The 16,097-nt window shown below is 31.9% G+C and carries 15 protein-coding genes, 1 pseudogene and 1 other annotated feature; of the genes and pseudogenes, 14 read left to right on the plus strand and 2 right to left on the minus strand.

What is annotated here, in order from left to right:
• The 4 genes from T335_RS22450 to T335_RS19460 form a co-directional block, all read left to right on the plus strand.
• On the plus strand, window positions 1-480 hold a 480-nt coding region (locus T335_RS22450; protein WP_034327350.1), incomplete at its 5' end, for a hypothetical protein.
• Between the two features lie 126 nt (window positions 481-606).
• The gene (locus tag T335_RS0100010; protein ID WP_026475703.1) at window positions 607-1,047 is read left to right on the plus strand and encodes a prepilin peptidase; all 441 of its coding nucleotides are present in this window, start codon (window positions 607-609) and stop codon (window positions 1,045-1,047) included.
• A 229-nt stretch (window positions 1,048-1,276) separates the two neighbouring features.
• Window positions 1,277-2,827 (plus strand): DUF6382 domain-containing protein, encoded by a 1,551-nt coding sequence (locus tag T335_RS0100015; protein ID WP_026475704.1) that lies wholly within the window; start codon window positions 1,277-1,279, stop codon window positions 2,825-2,827.
• The gene (locus T335_RS19460; RefSeq protein ID WP_051569035.1) at window positions 2,824-3,645 is read left to right on the plus strand and encodes a PP2C family protein-serine/threonine phosphatase; all 822 of its coding nucleotides are present in this window, start codon (window positions 2,824-2,826) and stop codon (window positions 3,643-3,645) included. The genes T335_RS0100015 and T335_RS19460 overlap by 4 nt, the downstream gene beginning before the upstream one ends.
• Window positions 3,646-3,795: 150 nt before the next feature.
• On the opposite strand, the gene T335_RS19465 is transcribed toward T335_RS19460, so the two are convergent.
• The gene (locus T335_RS19465; protein ID WP_034327354.1) at window positions 3,796-4,266 is read right to left on the minus strand and encodes a hypothetical protein; all 471 of its coding nucleotides are present in this window, start codon (window positions 4,264-4,266) and stop codon (window positions 3,796-3,798) included.
• Between the two features lie 165 nt (window positions 4,267-4,431).
• Between T335_RS19465 and nadD the strand changes: the two genes are divergently transcribed.
• The 8 genes from nadD (at window position 4,432) to T335_RS0100065 (ending at window position 12,355) form a co-directional block, all read left to right on the plus strand.
• The gene (gene nadD, locus T335_RS0100030) at window positions 4,432-5,073 is read left to right on the plus strand and encodes a nicotinate-nucleotide adenylyltransferase (protein WP_026475705.1); all 642 of its coding nucleotides are present in this window, start codon (window positions 4,432-4,434) and stop codon (window positions 5,071-5,073) included.
• A gap of 13 nt (window positions 5,074-5,086) precedes the next feature.
• Window positions 5,087-5,665, plus strand: a complete 579-nt coding sequence (yqeK, locus tag T335_RS0100035) for a bis(5'-nucleosyl)-tetraphosphatase (symmetrical) YqeK (RefSeq protein ID WP_026475706.1) — start codon at window positions 5,087-5,089, stop codon at window positions 5,663-5,665.
• Window positions 5,666-5,671: 6 nt separating this feature from the next.
• The gene (locus T335_RS19470) at window positions 5,672-6,886 is read left to right on the plus strand and encodes an LCP family protein (protein WP_156943595.1); all 1,215 of its coding nucleotides are present in this window, start codon (window positions 5,672-5,674) and stop codon (window positions 6,884-6,886) included.
• Window positions 6,887-7,012: 126 nt separating this feature from the next.
• On the plus strand, window positions 7,013-8,017 hold the full coding sequence (locus tag T335_RS19475) for a calcium/sodium antiporter (RefSeq protein WP_051569037.1): 1,005 nt from the start codon (window positions 7,013-7,015) through the stop codon (window positions 8,015-8,017).
• A gap of 17 nt (window positions 8,018-8,034) precedes the next feature.
• Window positions 8,035-8,403 carry a ribosome silencing factor gene (rsfS, locus tag T335_RS0100050; RefSeq protein ID WP_026475707.1) on the plus strand — a complete coding sequence of 123 codons (369 nt, stop codon included), beginning with the start codon at window positions 8,035-8,037 and terminating at the stop codon, window positions 8,401-8,403.
• 46 nt (window positions 8,404-8,449) lie between these two features.
• Window positions 8,450-8,638, plus strand: a binding site (T-box leader).
• A 188-nt stretch (window positions 8,639-8,826) separates the two neighbouring features.
• The gene (gene leuS / locus T335_RS0100055) at window positions 8,827-11,295 is read left to right on the plus strand and encodes a leucine--tRNA ligase (RefSeq protein ID WP_026475708.1); all 2,469 of its coding nucleotides are present in this window, start codon (window positions 8,827-8,829) and stop codon (window positions 11,293-11,295) included.
• Window positions 11,296-11,306: 11 nt separating this feature from the next.
• The gene (locus T335_RS0100060) at window positions 11,307-11,954 is read left to right on the plus strand and encodes a helix-turn-helix transcriptional regulator (protein ID WP_026475709.1); all 648 of its coding nucleotides are present in this window, start codon (window positions 11,307-11,309) and stop codon (window positions 11,952-11,954) included.
• An 11-nt stretch (window positions 11,955-11,965) separates the two neighbouring features.
• Window positions 11,966-12,355 carry a RidA family protein gene (locus T335_RS0100065; RefSeq protein ID WP_026475710.1) on the plus strand — a complete coding sequence of 130 codons (390 nt, stop codon included), beginning with the start codon at window positions 11,966-11,968 and terminating at the stop codon, window positions 12,353-12,355.
• 52 nt (window positions 12,356-12,407) lie between these two features.
• On the opposite strand, the pseudogene T335_RS21840 reads toward T335_RS0100065, so the two are convergent.
• Window positions 12,408-12,581: pseudogene (locus T335_RS21840) on the minus strand (hypothetical protein); the annotation flags it as partial.
• A 93-nt stretch (window positions 12,582-12,674) separates the two neighbouring features.
• On the opposite strand from T335_RS21840, the gene T335_RS21415 reads away from it, so the two are divergent.
• The gene (locus T335_RS21415) at window positions 12,675-14,702 is read left to right on the plus strand and encodes an AAA family ATPase (RefSeq protein ID WP_051569039.1); all 2,028 of its coding nucleotides are present in this window, start codon (window positions 12,675-12,677) and stop codon (window positions 14,700-14,702) included.
• A 24-nt stretch (window positions 14,703-14,726) separates the two neighbouring features.
• Window positions 14,727-15,923 (plus strand): hypothetical protein, encoded by a 1,197-nt coding sequence (locus T335_RS0100080; protein WP_026475712.1) that lies wholly within the window; start codon window positions 14,727-14,729, stop codon window positions 15,921-15,923.
• Window positions 15,924-16,097: the final 174 nt, after the last annotated feature.

Consider the following 16,097-nt stretch of genomic DNA (forward strand, 5'->3'; position numbering starts at 1 on the left):
AACAACTACACAATCAACAGACAGGCCCCTAAGAACCTTCATACCTTTTGGATGTACTATAATAGCGACTCTACAGACCATTTTATAGTTGAGATTAGGTCACAGAAACTTACTTCTGAGGGATGGTTAGAAAGAGAAATACACCCTTTAAGAGAGATTATTTTCGATTCTAATAGAAAATTAAATATAATTGGATTTAATTCTGATGGGACACCTATTGATGTAACAGTATGGAGAAAAGGGAAAGAACGTACTGATCTTTCAGATACCTTTAAAAATCAGTTTTTTAGAGGATATACTAGAGAACAAAATGGCTCTATATATTATTACTATCAACATTATCAATCTACAGCTGATGGAGAATTATATCCGACCTCCCAGTTATTAAATTATGTTCCTAATGAAAATATATTAGACTACTTAAGTAGATTTGGGCTTCATAATTTAGACGATTATGAACATCGAATTATGAATCCATAAGAATGATTAAAGGAAGGGTTTAATTGCTAGTGGACACATTCAATTGAATAATTTAGTTAGATTTAAAGAAGATTCGGTTGAGGTTTTCAATTTGATCCATATATTTATTTTATTAGGAGGTTTTTAATGAATTTAAGTTTACTGTTTAATATTTGTTTGCTCCTATATCTAGGCTCTGTAGCCTTGTGGGATTATAAAAGGTTAATTATTCCCAATCAATTACTTATCTTAGGAAGTATAGTGGGACTCATCCTATTGCTTTTAAATAAAAACCATAGTTTGGTCAATGCTATTATAGCATCCTGCATTATGGGGGGGTTAGCTTTTGGTGTTTCTCGTATGACTAGGGGCGGTTTAGGAATGGGAGATGTAAAACTTTTAAGTAGCTTAGGGCTTTATATGGGGGTATGGAGTTTATTAAATATGACCTTTATCGCCACAGCCTTAAGTGGAATTGTTGGTTTAGTTTTATTAGTGTCTGGAAAGGCAAATAAAAAAACATTACTGCCCTTTGCTCCCTTTTTATTTATTAGTGCAATGCTAATGTTTGTAAGGGGTAGTCTATAGAAAAGTAAGTATTAAAGTAAGTGAGGAAATTGCATAATTAATATTAGATTTATATTAATGTAAAATAAAAACTTCGCTGCTTAGTGTTCAACGTGTAATCCATTGAAATGTAAAGGAAATTACTCATTTCACAATGCGCGACTTAGTTTTTATATTTGCATAAAACGAATATAAATAAAGAGTTATGGTATTATGCAATTTCCTCAAGTATTACAGAAAGGAGCCTTCTATGGAAAAAGAATCAAAAATTCCTTTCCATACCTCCTACGAGAGGGATGCCAAGGGAAGCTATTTAGTTCTAAAACTAGAAAAGGAAGATATAATTCAAGAATTTCAGGTGGAGATGATGATTAATAATAATATTCCTTCTTTACTCCCCTTTAACCTACGGATTAAAGATGCCTATCGATATTTATATTATGATATTACTTCCAAACTTCAGGTAGGTCAATTTCTGTTAAGAAGGAAGCTAACAAAGGGGCAACTAATTGGAATATTAATTGATATTATAAAAGGAATTTTAGAAGCAGGCAATTATCTATTACACCATGAGAGCTTTATCATTGATGAAGATTTTATTTTTATTCACCCAGAAACATTAGAAATAAGTTTATTATATGTACCCTGCAAAAAGGAGGAGGGAAATATCATTTTATCCCTTCGACAGCTGATTAATAGACTTGTTTGGGCAACTGAATCAGAAAAAGAAGGGGATCATCAACTGCTTCTAAAAATCTTATACGAATTAAATAAAGAAACTTTTAATTTAAAGGAGTTTTTAAGTTTTTTAAGACAGATCCAACTAGAAGGTCTAAAGGATAACACAGATAAGACTGATGGAGGAAAAATAAATAAAAATAAAGAACAAATAAATAAAAATAAAGATCAAATTGTAAAACCAAAAGAAAATCAAACTGTAAAATCAATAGAAAAATCAGTAATTAGTAAATCAGAATTAGAGATGAAATTAGTTGATGAGGTCTCAGCAATTATTCAAGAAGAAAAATTAGTGTATTCAACAAAAACTAAATTGACCCTCCTACTAGCTGAGGTTTTAATTTTAATTGTAGTTGCACTATTATGGTTAGAGACTAATATATTATTTGATTCCACCACAGGTAATATTGATGGTGTCTCTCTAATTGGCATTGTTTTACTAGCAGCAGTAATTAATATTTTACTATTTAAAAAGCTATTAGTGGAAGAGAATTTAGTGACAGTTCAAGTGGAGAAAAATCACAATAAAATTAACAATGAAATAAATAATAAAATAAAAGCAAGATCCCTAAAAATGGACAAAAAAGAAATTAATAGTACACCTCAAGAATTAAATATTCCTTCGACTAAGATCAATTCTCAGTTTAATAATAAAAGTATAAGTAATAAGCCCTCAGATGGTTTTAAGGAGGAGCTGTTTGAAGAGACCTTTGATACAGAAATAATAGAAATCAATACTAACCTTCCTCAGTTAGTCGCCCTACAGGGGGGGCAGGGAGAAAAAGTTAATATTAATAGTAATCCCTTAGTTATAGGGAAATTAAAGGATCAAGTAGATTACTTAATTGCTAATAAAACCATTAGTAGGGTCCATGCAGAAATTCATCATCAGAATGGACAATATTATCTTAAGGACTTAAACTCCAGAAATGGTACTTATATAAATGGAGAGCGAATTAATAGCAACATAGATTATTCATTAAAAGATGGTGATCAGATTTCCTTTGCCAATTTAGATTATCTCTTTACCCTACCTCAAAATTATGGAGCTGAAAGTTATTGAAATCTAAACATAAGATTTTAGTGGTGGAGGCCATCAGTGAAGCTGGCGAAATAAAGAAGGTTAATCAAGATCATATTCTTGCAAGGGTAGGAGAAATAGATGGACAGCAATTCGGTTTATTTGCCGTTGCTGATGGCATGGGGGGACTTGAAGCTGGAGGCTACGCCAGTAGTTTTACCATTAAAAAGATTAATCAGTGGTGGGAAGGTTCTCTACCTGGCTTATTAGTGGAGTATGAAGAACCTATAGACATAATGGTAACTAACTTAGAAGAACTAGTTAGAGAGATTAATCATGAAATTTTAAGTATAAGTAAAGAAATTAATAAAAAAATGGGGACAACTTTGTCGATTTTACTTTTGTATAAGGAGAACTATTACATCTTTCATATTGGGGATTGTAGGATACACAAAATATACAATTTAACCATAAATCAACTAACAGAAGATCATTCCTATGTAGGAGATTTAGTAAAGAAGGGAACTATTTCTATTGAAGAAGCCAAATGCCATCCTAAGAGGAACTTAATTACTAGATGTTTAGGTGTTACATCGAAAATAGAATTGTTTTACCACTGGGGAAAGCAAAGGTTAGGAGAAAATTTTTTAATTAGTAGTGATGGTTTTTATAACCAATTAGAAGATGCAGAGATCGTATTAATGATCAATAAATATAAGTATAATGTAAAAAAAGCCCTTAAGGAACTAACAAGATTGGTTTATGAAAGAGGCGCCCATGATAATTTGTCTGTAATCTATGTTGGGGGAAAAACGGAAGCCTCAATTTTCCAGCGAATACGAAGTAGCATTGAAAATTAAATACCTTCTAAAAGTTACTGTTAACTAATCATCCCTATAAATAGAGTTGATTAATGTAATCTTATTTGTAGAAACCTCTTTATGGTGATAGAATGATTATCGATTCTATTATCACAAAGAGGTTTAAATATTTTTAGTTTAAACATTAAATTATCTTACAGTTTTTGAAAAAACTTCATATTTTTTTAGTAGCAAGTAATAACCGTAAACTAGGTAATAAGCTAATAAATAAGATAAAAAGGTGTGGAAGATGTTCCAATAGTTATCATAGACTACGAAATTTAATACCAACCATGCATATTCCATGATGGTGGTAATTAAACTAAAAGAAAAAATAAAATAATGTGTTTTCTCTTGATTTTCAATAATAACATAAACCAGAAAACTGGCAAGGATACTATAAACGCCAATATCCATGGGCAGTGTAGAAAAAGCACTGTATTCAAAAGGCTGAACCCTCCAAAACCCCAGAGATAGACCTAATCGATTGAATATATGGGCGATTGCACTACCTAAAGGAGCAACGACCAGCAGAATTAGAGGGTTTTTTTTAGCTAAATAGATTCCTGCTATCCAAGGAATGATAAATCCCGTAAGCCAATTATAGAAAAGTGGATTCATTTTGTGGAACACTCCAATCATAAATGTGATTTTTCTATAAAATTTAGTATCGACAATTATCGACAGAATATGAATTTATTTTATTTGTCTTTAATTAAATTCATTTATTTGATAAAATATAGTATAATGTAGCAGCTAGGTATAAAAAAAGAGGTGTAGTTAAGGATGCTTAGTCAAGTTAAAAAGACCGAAAAGAATCAAAATCGCTACGGCATATTAGGAGGATCCTTTGATCCAATTCATAATGGTCATTTGTTTATAGCCCAGACTGCTATGGAGGAATTGTCATTAGACAAGGTGATTATTATCCCTAATAGAGTATCTCCCCATAAATTAGATATTAAGGTGACCGACGGTTATCACCGTCTAATTATGTCCGAAATTGCCGCAATAGACAATCAAAACTTTTGTGTATCACCAATGGAGATTCACCGACAAGGACCATCCTATACAATTGATACGATTAAACAGTTAATGGAAGAAAATCCTGTAGGAACAAGCTATTATTTTATTACAGGTACAGATGTTATTCTAGAGTTAGATACATGGAAAAATCATGAAGAATTATTGAAAATCATAAACTTTGTTGTTGTTACAAGGGCTGGCTATGACTATTCAACTTTAGAGGATAAAATACAGTACTTAGAAAAGCAGTATAGAAGCAAGGTTATTAAAATTAAGATTCCTAACTTAGAAATCTCTTCAACTGACATTAGAAAGAGGGTAAAAGAAGGCAGATATATAAAATATCTAGTACCAGATGGTGTAGGCAAATATATTAAGAAGCATGGCTTGTATTTAGATTAAAAGAGGTGAAAAAATGGACAGAGAACTGGTTGATTATATCCATGCAAGACTTAAAACGGTGATAAACCCAAAGCGATATACTCATACATTAGGAGTTGTGGATGCAGCCATTTATTTAGCAGAAAAATATGGAGAAGATCCTTTACATGCACAAATTGCAGCCCTGCTACATGACTATGCAAAGGATTTTACAGAAAAAGAGTTAAAGGATTATATAGAAAAATATAAGATTGAAGTAGATAAAGAATTATTTGAAGCTTATCAACTATTACATGGGAAGGTAGCGGCTCATATTGCAAAAAAAGAATTTAATATTAACAATAAAAATATATTAAATGCTATAGAAAATCATACAACTGGCCGTAGTAATATGAGTAGATTAGAAAAAATAATATACTTAGCCGACTTTATTGAGGTAGGGAGAAACTACCCAGGAGTCGATGAATTAAGACTGTTGGTGGAAGAAGATTTAGATAAGGGACTCTTGAAAGCATTAAATAATACGATTATATATGTTTTAAGCATTGAAGGTCTACTTCATCCTAATACAGTGTATGCTAGGAATGAAATACTAAAAATAGTAAAGGACTAGGTGACCATGAGCAGAGTTAGAAGAAAAGAAAATAAAAAAGTGAATAAAAAGAAGTTTGGTTTATTTATATTAGTTATGGCAGCTCTAATTATATTAGGAGGTAATTTTATTAATCAAATTAGGGCGGATGGAAACGATGATGGCGGAAGAGGAGGCTTTGGATTCCCAAATCCCTTTGGCAATAAAAATGAAAGAATTAACATTCTTGTTATGGGGGTAGATGCAGCTGATAAAAATGCCAGCACAAGGGGAAGAGCTGACTCGATTATGTTAGTCAGTATGGATTCTTCTGGAAATAACCCAGCAATAGTTTCAATTCCACGGGATACAAGGGTTGAAATACCAGGAAGACGATCACTAGACAAAATTAACCATGCCCATGCCTATGGCGGAGCAGACCTATTAGTTGAAACTGTTGAAAATTTATTTGAAATTAAGATACATCATTATGTACGAATTAATTATCAAGCTGTAGAGGAACTAGTTGACGCCTTAGGCGGCGTAGAAGTTGATGTGCCGATTAATATGAGATATTCTGATAATGCAGATAACTTACATATTAATATACCAAAAGGGGTACAAACCTTAGATGGTAAAAATGCAGTACATTTCCTGCGTTTTAGAAAGGGTTATGCTAACCAAGATCTTGGGCGTATCCAAGCGCAACAAAACTTTGTTACCGCATTAAAGGATAAGGTATTATCACCTTCTTCTATCACTAAAATACCCCAATTAATTGATATTTTTTATAGAAATGTAAATACCAATATCCCTAAAAGTCAGATGCTATCTATGGGGTCAAAAGCTGCAGGCTTAGCAAATGAAGAGATTGCAAAGGTAACTTTATCAGGTAGGCCTCAGACAATTGGTGGGGTATCATATATGATTTATGATGAAGCAGATGTAAAGAAAATTAGAAATACTTATTTATTAGATGAAAAAGATATCGTACCAGAAATAGAAGTATTAAATGGTAGTGGTGTAGCTGGTATGGCTCAAAAATATAAGGATTTATTAGAAAAAGATAAATTTATCGTTCAAGGTATTGGTAACCATGCTACTTCAAATGTAGAAGAATCATACATCGAATATAATAGCAGATTTGAGAAGAAGGCAAAGGAAGTAGCAAAGACATTAGGGATCTCAGATGTAATTAAACTAGAGGAAGAAAATCAAAATATTGATATACGTGTAATCGTTGGGCGAGACTTAGCTCAATAGACAAATATTAGTCCCCAGTGGAATATATTTAAACCTAATCAATATATTTATAACAATGTGGATCATCTATCGGGGTTAATCCTGAAATGATTATATTGATAAAATATAGCTAATTAGGGGGATCATATGGGGACTATAGGTGTCGTAATATTTTTTGTTGCCGGTTTGGCTATTATTATTAAGGGCGGAGACTGGTTTGTTGAGTCAGCTGTTTGGCTAGCAAAAGTTACAGGAATTCCAAATGTGTTAATTGGTGCCACTATTGTTAGTATCGCCACAACTCTACCAGAGCTTTTGGTTTCAGCCATTGCTACCTATCAACATTTTTATGATGTAGCTATTGGTAATGTCGTTGGCTCTATGGTGTGTAATATGGGCTTGATACTGGGGGTAACTGCCATTATTTCTCCTGTTGAAATCCAGAAAATAAGCTTTACTGTAAAGAGTACATTTATGCTGATTACAGGAGGAATACTCTATTATCTAGCCTTAAATCGTATTATCACACCAATGGAAGGAAATATCTTTTTAGGTTTATTTGCTGTATATATCTTAATCAATATTTTAGAATTTGCTAGAAGAAATAAGAAAAGAAGAAAGCAGAAGATCATAGGAGTTCCCATTGATAAAGGCAATTCTACGCAATATATAGGTAAGTTTATTTTGGGAACAGTCTGCATTACAGTTGGGGCCAGATTACTAGTATCAAATGGTGTATCTTTAGCTCAAATTATAGGTATTCCAGAGCAGGTGGTTAGTTTAACTTTGATTGCTTTAGGAACTTCTTTGCCAGAGTTGACTACTGCCATTACTTCTGTCATTAAAAAGGAACAAGGAATATCTGTTGGGAATATAATAGGAGCAAATGTATTGAATATGGTAATGGTTCTTGGCCTGTCTTCTAAGATTGCCAGTCAAGGGATTGTAATTAGCTATCAAAATGTCATGTTAGGAGCAACTATTTATAATATCCCTCAAACCCTTTATTTAGATCTACCTGTTACATTAATTTTGATGCTAATATTAACGGCAGGTGGTTTCATTATAGGGAAGATCAGTCGACCCATAGGCTTTACTATTTTCGGTATTTACTGCATATATTTATTTATTTTGGCAAGATTATTCTTGTAGGACATAGGAGGAGTTATATGGAAAACACAACACTAGACTTAGTTTATAAAGCAGTTAAAAGCATAGATGATAAGCTTGGTGAAGATATAATGGTACTAGAAATATCTAAAATATCGTCCATATGCGATTATTTTATTATTGCAAGTGCATCGTCGGCAAGACAGGTAAAATCAATAGCTGATGAAGTAGAAGATCGTCTAGCAGAACTAGATGTTTCTGTGCGACATAAGGAAGGTTACCATACAGGAGGATGGATTCTAATGGATTATGGTGATTTTGTAATTCATCTCTTCCATCAAGAAGACCGAGCTTTCTACAATATAGAAAGAATTTGGAAGGATGCCACTGTGATAGATATTGACAATATTATTAAAAATAATATATAATGTATAAATAATTAAGAGAATTAATTTTGAGGAAATATAATTGTATAGGTTATAAGTGAAAGAAGTAGTAGGTAAATTAAGCTTTTAAAGAGAGTCGATGGTTGGTGAAAATCGATATTGCTAATTACTGAACTTGTCTTTATTGTACACTTATAGGAGGGGTTTCCTATATCAACCATGAAAGTGGACTTTCTGTCAATTAGGGTGGTACCGCGGGTTTTTACTCGTCCCTATCTGACTAGAAAGTTTTTTTATTATACTTTTTTATTTTATATTGCTTATTATGCATAGCAAATTATTTATACTAAATGCTCTTTAGATAAGTCATATCTTCAAAATGCATAACAGAAAGTTAATTATTAAAGTATCCAAAAGATTTACTAAAAAAACTGTGTATATTATAAAGGTTTGGAGGAGGAAAATATGTCAACTTATCAATTTAAAGAAATTGAAACTAAATGGCAAAAAAAATGGCAAGATGAGAATGCTTTTAAAACAGTTGAAAATGACCAAGAAAAGTATTATGTACTAGAAATGTTCCCTTATCCTTCTGGGAAAATTCATATGGGACATGTAAGAAACTACTCTATTGGGGATGTAGTGGCAAGATACAAGAAAATGCTTGGTTTAAATGTACTACACCCAATGGGTTGGGATGCCTTTGGTCTGCCAGCAGAAAATGCTGCCATTAACCACGGTATTCACCCTGACATCTGGACAAAGAAGAATATTGAAGAAATGAAGGATCAGTTAAGCGTATTAGGCTTAAGTTACGACTGGGATCGAGAAGTGGCAACTTGTAACCCAGACTATTATAAGTGGACCCAATGGCTTTTTCTTCAATTTTATAAGAAGGGTTTAGCCTATAAAAAGGAGTCAAGAGTAAACTGGTGTCCCGACTGTGAAACCGTTCTAGCAAATGAGCAGGTTGTAGGAGGTCACTGTGAAAGATGTGATAGTAAAGTTGGTAAAAAACTATTAAATCAATGGTACTTTAAAATCACAGATTACGCTGAAGAATTACTTAAGGATATAGATACACTAGATGGTTGGCCAGAAAAGGTTAAAACAATGCAGAAAAATTGGATTGGTAAAAGTGAAGGGGCTGAAATCCAGTTCCCTATCGAAAATACTAATAAAAAATTAAAGGTATTTACTACAAGACCAGACACCATTTATGGAGCAACCTATATGGTACTGGCACCAGAGCATCCATATGTAGCTGAAATGGTGGAAGGTACTGAGTATGAAGAAGCAGTTAATGGATTAATTGAAAAACTTCAACATATGTCAGATATTGAAAGAACATCAACAGAAATGGAAAAAGAAGGAATATTTATTGGTCAATACTGTATTAATCCAGTTTCTGGTGAAAGAATTCCAATCTATATTGCAAATTATGTTTTAATTGATTATGGAACAGGTGCCATTATGGCAGTACCAGCCCATGACCAAAGGGATATGGATTTTGCTCGAAAATATAGTATTAAAATTACACCTGTCATTCAGCCAGCTGACTTTGAAGGTGAGTTTACATTAGAAAACGAAGCCTACGATGGTGATGGCATCATGATCAACTCTCAAGAGTTTAATGGACTTTCCAACAAAGAAGCCTATGCTAAGATTAGTGAGAAGATCGAAGAAATGGCGGTAGGAAACAGAACAGTAAGCTATCGTCTAAGGGATTGGTTGCTATCAAGACAAAGATATTGGGGAACCCCTATTCCAATTATCTACTGTGATGATTGTGGAGCAGTAGCAGTACCCGAGGAAGAACTTCCATTAGAACTTCCGACAGACATAGAGTTTACTGGAAAAGGATTATCTCCATTAGCTACTAGTAAGACCTTTATGGAGGCAGCATGCCCTAAGTGTGGTAAGATGGGTAGAAGAGAAACCGATACAATGGACACCTTTGTTGATTCATCTTGGTATTTCTTAAGATATGCCGATCCTAAAAATTCAGATCTTCCTTTTAAGAAAGAGGCAGGTAACTATTGGTTACCGGTAGATCAATATATTGGTGGGGTAGAGCATGCTATTCTCCATCTACTTTATGCAAGGTTCTATACTAAGGTAATTAAAGACCTTGAGTTAATAGATGTAGGAGAACCCTTTAAAAATCTCTTAACCCAAGGGATGGTATTAAAGGATGGGGCTAAGATGTCTAAGTCTAAAGGTAATGTTGTTAGCCCTGCTGAAATCATTGAGAAATATGGAGCAGATACTGCAAGGTTATTCGTATTATTTGCAGCCCCACCTGAAAGGGATTTGGAATGGAATGATCAAGGAGTAGAAGGTTGCTATCGTTTCTTAAATAGAGTATGGAGATTAGCAATTGAAGCCCATGAAAATAATATGTTTGCTTCGACTGTAACCTCCTTCTCAAAAGAAGATAAGCATATAAAATATATGATACACAATACAATTAAAAGGGTATCAGAAGATATAGAAGGTAGATTTAACTTTAACACTGCCATTAGTGCTGTAATGGAACTGGTAAATGATCTTTATAAATACAAAGAAAACAGTAAAGATGCCATTAATGGCGAACTCTATAAAGAAGGAATTTCTACCGTAATCGTACTTTTAGCTCCTTTTGCTCCCCATATGACAGAGGAATTATGGGCAATCACTAATGGTGAGGGCAGCGTTCACAATATTAACTGGCCAAAATACGATCCTAAGGCAGTTGTTAAGGATGAAGTAGAAGTAGTTGTTCAAATTAATGGTAAAGTAAAAGATAAGATAGTTATACCTGCTGATCTATCTAAAGAAGAACTTGAAAAACTTGCTATGGAAAGTGAGAAGATTCAATCATTAATTGATGGAGGGACTGTTGTGAAGGTAATTGCAGTTCCGAAAAAGTTAGTGAATATAGTTATAAAGTAAGGGGGAGTAAAATGGCAAGATCATTACATCCGATTTTAAAATCCATGATACCAATGGTTGAAGGTATCGCTAGAACCATCGGTAGAAACTGTGAAGTTGTTTTACACGAAATTAATGAATCAAAAAAATCAATTATTTCGATATATAATGGTCATGTTACAGGTAGATCTATTGGTAGCCCTATGATGGATGTAGGCTTAAAGGCAGCTAGGCAAGGAAACAATGTAGATAATATCTTAAACTATAAGAACAAAAGTTCCGATGGAAAGGTTTTAAAATCTAGCACGATGTTCATTAAAGATGAACAGGGGGTTGTTATAGGTTGCCTTTGTATCAATATTGATATATCAGAATTCGTTGTAGCACAAAAATCCCTTGAAGAATTAATACAAACAGACTCAAAGGTAGAGATGAACATGGGAGAATTTGTTCATAATAACGTTAATGATGTATTGATGAATATTGTATCTGAAACCTTAGAAAACTTTGGAAAACCAGTTGCTTATATGAACAAGGAAGAAAAGGTAAATATTGTTAAAACGTTAGATGGGCAAGGAGCCTTTCTTATAAAGGGAGCCATTGATTATGTTGCAAAAATTCTTTGTGTTTCCCGCTATACCATCTATAATTATTTAGATGAAATAAGAGTAAACGGATAGGAGGAAGAAGGATGAGGGAAGTAATTAACACATCAAAGGCACCAGCAGCTATAGGACCATACTCTCAAGCTGTAAAGGTGGGTAATATGCTATTCATTTCAGGTCAAATTCCTTTTGTACCAGAAACAATGGAGTTAGTGTCAGAAGACATTAAAGAACAAACAAAGCAATGTCTAGAAAACCTTAAGGGGATTTTAGAAGAAGCTGGTTTAACCCTAAACCACGTTGTTAAAACTGGAGTATTTATTAAGGACATGAATGAATTTGCTGCCATCAATGAAGTATACGCTACTTACTTTAGTGATAACAAGCCAGCAAGAGCATGCGTAGAAGTAGCGAGACTACCTAAGGATGTTAGGGTTGAGATTGAGGCTATTGCAGTAGTAGAGAAGATGATTTAATTTTGAAGGTAATAAAAACCACTCCATAAAGGGGTGGTTTTTTTATAGGCTTTTAATACTCCAACACCATAATATGTTCTTTTCCAAAGACTTGTCCATTAAACTTAAAACCTATACTTTCATAAAGTTTTATAGATGCAACACCGGCAATATCAACCCCAAGAAAGACTTTGTTTCTTGATTTATCTTGTTTGATAATCTCTAATAGTTGATCCATTGCTTTTCTGCCATAGCCCTTTGACTAAAAAGGTTTTTAGAAGTTATTGTAGAATTACTTAAAAGATATGAGTACTTATGGTATAACTGGGAGGATCATGTAATGGCAAATATAGTTGAGATTTTAAAGAATAACTCAGAAATGGAATTGTGCTACCTATGGGTAGGGAAATATAAACTTATCAATGAAGAAGGATTTAACTTTAGCGGTAAGTATAGATTTAACGCTACATTTGAAAAAAACAAGTTAATAGTTGAAATTAAAGAAAATGAAGATTTCATAAAAAATTTCTTTGGTTCTAATATAACTAATATAACAGCAATTGTAGGTAAAAATGGTACGGGTAAGAGTACTGTCCTAAATTATATAAAAAATAACATTTTTGATTTCGTATCAAATAAGGTAGTTATATTTAGGATTGGATTTAAATTTATTGGCCTATATAGTAACATTGAAGAGCCTATATGTTCACAATACAATATTACGTGGTACAAGTGGGATAAAGATAAATATCAAGCATTGATGAACAATACTAGAGGAATTATTAGCGAGATAGGGCAATTAAACGTATTGTTTTATTCAAATCTAATCTATAATGCAGAAGAAAGTGAAAGGGAATATCCTGAGTATATTGTCCAAAATATATCTACGCTTAACTTGATGAAGCAAAATAAGTATTTTTCAGGAGATAAGTCAACACAGATTCAAAAAATATTTTTAATGGATATAATACAAAGCATTATAATGCTAGATAATAAAAAAATTCGTAATCATATAGATGATATAATAGTACCTAATCTAAGGTATTTAAAAATATCTATATCAGACTTATATAAAGATGCAGAAAATAGGCCAACAGGAATTATTTTAACTAGCAAACCATTCAATGACTATTATGGTATAACTCAAGCAGATAATCTATTAATCGATAAATCTAGAACAGCTCTTATACAAGGTTTAAAAAATGTTGAAGAATCAATTTATACGATAGAAGAGTTATCTAAAGAAAATACTAGAGATATGTTAATTTTTAAGATAAAAACATATAAAAATATACTAGTATCATTATTTAATGAATACTTCTACATGAATAATAGAGTTATTTATTTTTTAGAATTTTTAAGGTCGTATACGGTAGATGAGGATATTACATATCAGAATTTTAGTGATATATTCATAGATTTTTTAGAATCTCTATATAAAAGTTATACAAGTATTCTTAGAAAGAAAAAATATGATTTAATGCCAGCAGAGATAAAGGAGAATAAAAAAATATTGCTTTCGTATCTTTTTATAGCAAGGTATTTGCATAAAAACAAATTAAATTTACACACTATGGGTGATTCATCAAGTTATATTTTAGATATACAAAATAATATAAAACCCATGATAATATTTATTAAAAAATATATGAATCTTCCATCATTAAGATTTTATGATTTTAATTTTATACAAGAAAAGAATAGTAGCAGAAGAATTATTTCTTCCGGTGAAGAAGCGATGTTGAAAATTTATTCTAGATTATATTGGGCTATAACCAATATGGAAACAAATTCATTTATAAAAATTAATAAAAAAACCTCTCATATATTAATTTTAATGGATGAGCCAGAAATTTACTTACATCCTGCTTGGCAAACACAGTTAATAGATAGGCTTATTGAATTTTTAGGCAATGTGTATAAAGATTATAGTATACAGCTTATTATATCTTCAAATACACCGTTTCTTGTATCAGACTTACCCAGCCATAATGTGATATTTATGGAAAAAGACGAAGAGAATTGTAAAGTTAAAAAAGATCAATTAATACCTACATTCGGACAAAATATCCATACTTTATTCAAGGAAGCATTCTTTATGGAGAAAGGCACTATCGGTAAATTTGCAAAAGGCAAAATTAACGATGTAATTAGGGACTTAGATCAACTAGATAAACCCAATAATCAAATTAGTGAAGCACGTATTAAGGAAATTTATAAGATTATTAATTATATTGGAGAGCCAATTGTAAAAGGTAAACTTTTACAAGTTTTAGAAGACAAAACAAAGCATAATAAAGAAGCTAGAAAACAGTATTTATTGAGAATCAAGGAAGAAATAGAAGAGGAATTAAGTGAATTAGATTAAAGTAAGAGACTGGAGAGTTATAGAATGATACATATACCAAAGCTTTTAATCGAGGATGTAGTAGAAGAGCATATAAATGAAGTATTGCCTTATATAGTAAATGGAATAAAATTCTTTATAAATATAATTGTGACTATAAAAAATGCTAGACTTCAATGTACTCTAAATGAACTTAAAGTTAATTTAGGAGTAGATAAAAGGCGATATATTGCAGAATTAAACTGCATAAGAGGTAGTGCACATAAAGTAATTAATATAAAACATGATACAGTTATTGATTTTGACAATAGGAAATTTAACAACTATTTTATTTCTAAAATAGATTTATACCATAAATTTTTCAAATATCTTCTTAAAAATAACAATAAAAAATTAAAGCAAATACTTAAGTCAGAGCCATATCGATTGGAGAGAATATATGATGGACTGGAATGGAACTTTGATGAGATTTTTTTCGTTACAAATGATGAAAAAAAGTTTGTATGTGATTTATTAAGTATTATTTTTAATTACGAATCAGTTATAAATAATAAGTCTAGTAAATGGAATGGGTATGATTTGGCTACAAGATTAGATATAACTGTTTGTCCATATTGTAATCGCTCATATATTTTTACAGTAATCTCACGAGATAAGGAAATTGTAAGACCAGAATTTGATCATTTTTATTGTAAATCGCTGTATCCCATATTTTCTTTATCGTTTTATAATTTAATACCAAGTTGTAGTATTTGTAATAAGAAAAAATCTAATACTGATTTTTTAAAGAAACAAAAGGGGCTACACCCTTATTATGAAGGGTATGGAAATAATGCATTCTTTACATATGAAATAAAAGACCTTGATACGTTTGAGGGAGAGAAAGAAGCCGTTAAAGTTAAATTACAAATAAATCATGATCCTGATGGTAAAATCAGTATAAATAATAAAGTCTTTGCTATCAGTGCCATCTACGAATACCATAACGATATTGTGGCAGATTTATTATATAGAGGGAAAACATATACTAAAAGTGTGATAGAAGATATAGTAGAGACACTTAATAATGGGGAATCAACGAAAGTGAGTGAGGAAGAGGTTTTTAATCTAATCTATAATTACTCAAGTGATGAAGATATCCCAAAAAGGTCTCTTGGTAAGCTACATAAGGATATTGTTGATAGAATGAAATGGGATGTTAGTTTTTTTTCTAGCGCTCATATGTCGCTTAGCAAAAAGTAAAGGTTATCTTTAGACAGTAATAGAAAACCTGATTTTTAAAACTTAAGTAAATGATTAGTCAGGTCAAAAATAAAAGAACGAAAAGATGTAAGATTAGACTTATCAACTGTTTGAGCAAAGGGAGTTTTGATAATTGCTTACATCCCAGGAGTTAGACCTATCAATGGTTGCTGA

It is taken from the genome of Alkaliphilus transvaalensis ATCC 700919, from assembly GCF_000621485.1.
GTDB lineage: Bacteria > Bacillota > Clostridia > Peptostreptococcales > Natronincolaceae > Alkaliphilus > Alkaliphilus transvaalensis.